A 5,853-nucleotide genomic window follows, 5' to 3' on the forward strand; every position below is an offset into this window, starting at 1 on the left:
AGAGGCCACCGTCGCCGACCCGGAATGCCGGACGCGGGTGTTCTTCGGGGTCGGCGACGGTGGCCTCTTCCGGCTGCGGGACGGTGTGTGGCACGACCTGGAACCGGCGATCCCCGAGCCGGCCGCCGTCACCGGTGAACCGGTCGTCGGCTTCGGCTCCCGGCCCGCCGTGTCCCCGGACGCCGACCACCTCACCATGGATCTGGCGATCACCAAACCGCCGTCCCCCTATATAGAGGGCCCGCTGCCGCCGCCGCCCGAGCCGTTCCGGTTCCGTGCCTCGGTCGCCCGGCCGGGTGACACGCTCCTGCTGTGCAGCGGCGGTCTCGCGGAACCGCTGCGCGGCGAGCCCGCCTTCGCCGGCGAACTGGCCACCCGCTGGGCCCCCACCGGCGCTCCGGGACTGCCCGAGTACCTCGCGGACATCCAGCTCAGGATCGAGGGATACGCCGACGACCGCACCGCCGCCGGCGTCTGGGAGGAGTAGCCGGGGACCAGCCGAGGACCGGCCGAGGAGCGGCCGGGAGCGGCGGGGGAGCGAGGGAGCGGGCGGAGAGCAGCCGGGGAACAGCCGGAGATCCACCGGACAGGACCGGACACGCGCTGACCACCGTGGCCTAACCGCGCAGGCGCGAGCGCGCCCGCCGTGGCTTGATGGACACGTGCGCCGACGGGCCACGAGTCCCTCGACACCGGCTGAGAAGGGCGCGCTTCCATGGCCAGGCAGAACGTGGCGGAGCAGTTTGTCGACATCCTCGTCCGGGCGGGCGTCAAGCGGCTGTACGGAGTCGTCGGCGACAGCCTCAACCCGGTCGTGGACGCCATCCGCCGTACCCGCGCGATCGACTGGGTCCAGGTCAGACACGAGGAGACCGCCGCCTTCGCCGCGGGCGCCGAGGCCCAGATCACCGGCAGGCTCGCCGCCTGCGCGGGCTCCTGCGGTCCCGGAAATCTCCATCTCATCAACGGCCTCTACGACGCCCACCGCTCCATGGCTCCCGTACTCGCCCTCGCCTCCCACATTCCGTCCGGCGAGATCGGGCTCGGCTACTTCCAGGAGACCCATCCCGAGCAGCTCTTCCGCGAGTGCAGCCACTACTGCGAGATGATCTCCAGCCCCAAGCAGATGCCACGGCTGCTCCAGACGGCGATCCAGCACGCGATCGGGCGGAGCGGTGTCAGTGTGGTCACCCTGCCCGGTGACATCGCCGCCGCGCCCGCCCCCGAACGGGCGGTGGAACACGCGCTGGTCACCTCCCGGCCCTCCGTACGGCCCGGCGACGCGGAGATCGACGAACTCGCCCGGATGATCGACGACTCGGAGCGGGTCACACTCTTCTGCGGCAGCGGCACGGCCGGCGCGCACGCCGAGGTCATGGAGTTCGCCGAGCGGATCAAGTCCCCCATCGGGCACGCCCTGCGGGGCAAGGAGTGGATCCAGTACGACAACAAGTTCGATGTCGGCATGAGCGGACTGCTCGGCTACGGCGCCGCGTACGAGGCCACGCACGAGTGCGATCTGCTGATCCTGCTCGGCACGGACTTCCCGTACAACGCGTTCCTGCCCGACGACGTCAGGATCGCCCAGGTCGATGTACGGCCCGAGAACCTCGGCCGGCGCTCCAAGCTCGACCTCGCGGTCTGGGGCGATGTCCGGGAGACCCTGCGCTGTCTCACACCGCGCGTGCGGGCCAAGGCGGACCGCCGTTTCCTCGACAAGATGCTGAGGAAGCACGCCGACGCGCTGGAGGGCGTGGTCAAGGCGTACACCCGCAAGGTGGACAAGCACGTCCCGATCCATCCCGAGTACGTCGCCGCGGTGCTGGACGAACTCGCCGACGACGACGCCGTGTTCACCGTCGACACCGGCATGTGCAATGTCTGGGCGGCCCGTTATCTCACGCCGAACGGCCGCCGCCGTGTCATCGGCTCCTTCAGCCACGGCTCGATGGCCAACGCGCTGCCGCAGGCCATCGGCGCCCAGTTCGTCGACCGGAAGCGCCAGGTCGTCTCCATGTCGGGCGACGGCGGATTCGCCATGCTGATGGGTGACTTCCTCACCCTCGTCCAGCACGATCTGCCGGTGAAGGTCGTGCTCTTCAACAACTCCGCGCTGGGCATGGTGGAGCTGGAGATGATGGTGGCCGGGCTGCCGTCGTACGGCACGACCAACCACAACCCGGACTTCTCGGCCATCGCCCGCGCGGCCGGCGTCCACGGCGCACGCGTCGAGAAGCCCGGACAGCTCGCGGGCGCGCTCAAGGACGCGTTCCGCCACAAGGGCCCTGCCCTGGTCGACGTGGTCACCGACCCGAACGCGCTCTCCATCCCGCCGAAGATCAGAGCGGACATGGTCACCGGCTTCGCGCTCTCGGCGAGCAAGATCGTGCTGGACGGCGGAGTGGGCCGCATGCTCCAACTGGCCCGTACGAACCTGCGAAACGTCCCGCGGCCCTGACCTGGCGGGACCGCCGTACGCCGGGGCTTCGTGTCCGCGGCACTCCGTCCACCGCGCCGGCGGGGGAGGCGCACCGTGACGAACGACATGGGTGGTGACGTGCGTGCCGTGATCGGGGCGGGGGCATGCTCTCCGTAAGCGTCCGAGAGCGGGATCCGTCACCGGTACGAACGGGGGGACAGAACCATGACAGGGCTACGGCGCAGGGTGGGAGGTGCCGATCTCGCGGCAGTCCCGGAAGTGCGGCACGCCTTGCGGGAGATGCTGCTGCACTGGCGGGAGCGGGACTCGGCGGAGGTGGCGGAGCTGCTCATCAGCGAGCTGGTCACCAACGCGCTGGTGCACACCGAGCGGGGCGCGGTGGTCACGGCGACCGTCGCGGACTCACGGCTGCGGGTGGAGGTCCGGGACTTCGTCACCGCCCTGCCGCTGCCGCTGGCCAGGCCCGAGACACAGCAGCCGGCGGCCGACGACGCGACGAACGGCAGAGGTCTGGCGCTGGTGAGGACCCTCGCGGACGACTGGGGCATACGGGCCCGGCCGCTGGGCAAGGTGGTCTGGTTCGAGATGAACGGCGAAGCGGCGTGAGACAACAGCGGACGCGTGAGACAACAGCGGACCGGCGCGACGGGAGTCCGTCACACCGGTCCGGGTGCTGTTGATCGGAGAGGGATCCGGCTCAGCCGAACTGCCGCTCCAGATCCGTGAGCTTGCGCTCCAGCGAGTCGAGCCGGGGAAGCGCCTGGGTGTCGTCCTCCGCGGTCAGGTCCACGGTGCGGGCCTCACCGCCTTTGACGGCCTGGAGGGAGAGCTGCGAGCGATGAGGCAGTTGACCCGGTTCCACTATGGCAGGCTCCGCGGAGGCCTCGACGGCGGCCGGTGAACCGGATCCGCCGCCGCCCGCGGTCAGCGGGACCTGACGGCCGCCACCGCGTCCCCAGGCGCGGTGCTGGCGGTTGAGCGCCTTGATCTGCGCCCGGTCCAGCTTCTGCTGCTCACGCCTGCGGTGCTTGTTCTGCTCCTTCTGACGGCGGTCCTCGCGGACCTCCTCGACGGCCTCGTCCAGTGTGCGAACGCCTTCGAGGAGCATCAGCGACCAGGCGCCGAAGGTCTCACGGGGAGCGCGCAGCCACCGTACGACGCGGATCTGCGGCAGCGGACGGGGCACCAGGCCCTGCTCGCGCAGCGCCGCCCGGCGGGTCTGCTTCAGCGCGCGGTCGAAGAGGACCGCGGCCGAGAGGGACATGCCGGAGAAGAACTGCGGCGCGCCGTCGTGGCCCAGACCCCTGGGCGCGTGCACCCAGTTGAACCAGGCGGCGGCGCCGGCGAACGTCCACACCAGCAGTCGCGAGCCGAGGGCCGCGTCACCGTGGCTGGCCTCGCGCACGGCGAGCACGGAGCAGAACATCGCCGCGCCGTCGAGACCGAACGGGACGAGGTACTCCCAGCCGCCGCTCAGGCTGAGGTTCTCCTGGCCGAATCCGACCAGGCCTTTGAACGAGAGGGCGGCGGCGACCGCCGCACAGCAGAAGAGCAGTGCGTAGGAGGCGGCGCCGTAGATGGTCTCCTTCCGTCTGCGGCGTTCTTCACTGCGTTCCCATGAATCCTCGGCCGCGGCCTTGTCACCGGCGCGCTTACCGCGCGCGAGCACTGCCACCGCCACCAGGATTCCGACGATCAGCACGCCGACGGGAAGCAGCCAGTTCAGCGATATGTCGGTCAGTTGCATGCGGTGTTCCTTGCATCGCAGTAGGGCGTTTCGGGCGCCATATTGGCGGAAGAGCGGTGCCGCTCAGGGGGTTTTGGAGCAAGAAGACGCCAACGAGGTGGTGGGGCACACTGATAGGCGCGATCGAACAGAACTGCCGCACGAGAGGCGGCTGTCATGTTCGATTAATATCACCCTAGCGGGTGGCTTGGCTCCTCGGGTGACGAGGGGTCAGACGCCCGTACTCAACTTCTGGACACGATCGGCGTCACACGTACGCGGACAAGTGGCACATGTGTCCTCCGGCCGCAGCGTGTAGAAGAAGCAGCAGCTCGCCCGGTCCCGGGTCGGCAGCGACTCCCCGCCGGGGCCGGTCAGTTCGCGGAAACCGGCCGTGCCGACGTACGGTCCGGTCGTCCCCGGCAGCAGCAGCTCCAGCTCCGCCATCGCGCGCCGCTCCTCACCCAGGAGATGGCCGATGTACCAGAGACCCTCGACGATCTCGTCGGTCGCCATGCCCCACAGCGCTCTCCGGCCGCGCCGCATACGCGGGCCGAAGCCGTCCAGCACCGGACCGAGATGCTCGGCGGCGGCCTCCCGCACCTCGGCGCGCAGGGCCTCCTCGTCCGGTACGACCCGGGCGCCGGGCAGGTCCGCCGCGGGATCGTCCGGCAGACAGGCGAAGTCCCGGACCCGGACGCCCATCCTGCCGAGGGCCCGCTGGAGGAAGACGTCCCCCACGGGGATCCTGGGCACCCTGCGGTGCAGGAACCAGGGCACGGTGATCAGCAGACAGGCCGGCCAGGCGTAGCGGTGCAGCGCGAAACCGGCGATCACATCGGGGCGCGCCCGCTGTCCGTGGTCCCGGACGACCTGCGCGTCGTCCCAGTCGAGAAATGTGTCGAGGGCCACGCCCCCGGCGGCGAGATCCGCCGCGCCGACCCAGCCTCCGTCGGCCGGAGGCCGCTCACCGTCGGTGAGGTGGTCGATGCTCAGCGAGGGAAACACCTCGGTGAGACGGGCGTACGCGTCCGTCACGGGCGAGGTGGGAAGGCCGGGCAGCAGCGTGGGCACGGTCATGCAGGGGACCACCGAATCGGGATCGTTTGCAGGTAAGCCTTACCTTACCCGATGTGATCGGGTTTGAAGTGCGGCGGAGGCGGCCTATCGTGCACAGATGCATCCGGCGCCGGGCCGGGGGTGGGGCGCGACGGTGGGTGTGCGGAGGTGGGCGGGGTGGAGCAGCGCGGCAGAGCGGCGGAGAGCGCCGCGCCGATCCCGTACCAGGCGGGTCCGGACGCCCGGCGGGTGGCCCGTGGCGAGCACACGCACGGTGAGCCGGCCGCGCCCCGGACCGTGCGCCGGCACTCCGTACGGGGACAGGTCCTCGCCGCCCTGCGCTCCGCGCTCGTCGGTGGTGAGCTGGTTCCCGGTGAGGTCTACTCGGCTCCCGTGCTGGGCGAGCGCTACGGTGTCTCCGCCACGCCCGTGCGCGAGGCCATGCAGCAGCTCGCGCTCGAAGGCGCGGTCGAGGTCGTCCCGAACCGCGGTTTCCGGGTCGTCGAACGCAGCGCGCGGGAGTTGGCGGAGCTGGCCGAGGTACGTGCGCTCATCGAGGTACCGGTGATGCTGCGGCTGGCCCGTACCGTATCCACCGAACACTGGGCGGAACTACGTCCGCTGGCGG

6 protein-coding genes are annotated in these 5,853 nt (G+C 70.6%); 4 read left to right on the forward strand and 2 right to left on the reverse strand.

Annotated elements, in window-relative coordinates; translation table 11 throughout:
* The 3 genes from BFF77_RS21390 to BFF77_RS21400 all read left to right on the forward strand — a co-directional run.
* Positions 1 to 487, forward strand: a 487-nt coding sequence (locus tag BFF77_RS21390; RefSeq protein ID WP_141698485.1) for a protein phosphatase 2C domain-containing protein, incomplete at its 5' end; no start/stop codon positions are given.
* Positions 488 to 715: 228 nt separating this feature from the next.
* The gene (locus BFF77_RS21395; RefSeq protein WP_066952375.1) at positions 716 to 2,458 is read left to right on the forward strand and encodes a pyruvate dehydrogenase; all 1,743 of its coding nucleotides are present in this window, start codon (positions 716 to 718) and stop codon (positions 2,456 to 2,458) included.
* A 186-nt stretch (positions 2,459 to 2,644) separates the two neighbouring features.
* A complete protein-coding gene (locus BFF77_RS21400; RefSeq protein ID WP_066952377.1) occupies positions 2,645 to 3,046 on the forward strand; it encodes an ATP-binding protein in 402 nt (133 codons plus the stop codon).
* A gap of 91 nt (positions 3,047 to 3,137) precedes the next feature.
* Here BFF77_RS21400 and BFF77_RS21405 read toward each other — a convergent pair whose 3' ends face one another.
* A complete protein-coding gene (locus BFF77_RS21405; protein ID WP_066952379.1) occupies positions 3,138 to 4,187 on the reverse strand; it encodes a DUF2637 domain-containing protein in 1,050 nt (349 codons plus the stop codon).
* A gap of 210 nt (positions 4,188 to 4,397) precedes the next feature.
* A complete protein-coding gene (locus BFF77_RS21410) occupies positions 4,398 to 5,246 on the reverse strand; it encodes a (2Fe-2S)-binding protein (RefSeq protein ID WP_066952381.1) in 849 nt (282 codons plus the stop codon).
* A 147-nt stretch (positions 5,247 to 5,393) separates the two neighbouring features.
* On the opposite strand from BFF77_RS21410, the gene BFF77_RS21415 reads away from it, so the two are divergent.
* Positions 5,394 to 5,853 (forward strand): GntR family transcriptional regulator (locus BFF77_RS21415; protein WP_425424410.1); only part of this gene is annotated, 460 nt, incomplete at its 3' end.

This window comes from Streptomyces lushanensis, assembly GCF_001700515.1.
GTDB classification, from domain to species: domain Bacteria; phylum Actinomycetota; class Actinomycetes; order Streptomycetales; family Streptomycetaceae; genus Streptomyces; species Streptomyces lushanensis.

Coding starts and splice junctions, on each gene's coding strand:
- BFF77_RS21400 (WP_066952377.1), top strand. CDS start 2,645: ATGACAGGGCTACGGCGCAGGGTGGGAGGTGCCGATCTCGCGGCAGTC.
- BFF77_RS21405 (WP_066952379.1), bottom strand. CDS start 4,187: ATGCAACTGACCGACATATCGCTGAACTGGCTGCTTCCCGTCGGCGTG.
- BFF77_RS21410 (WP_066952381.1), bottom strand. CDS start 5,246: ATGACCGTGCCCACGCTGCTGCCCGGCCTTCCCACCTCGCCCGTGACG.
- BFF77_RS21395 (WP_066952375.1), top strand. CDS start 716: ATGGCCAGGCAGAACGTGGCGGAGCAGTTTGTCGACATCCTCGTCCGG.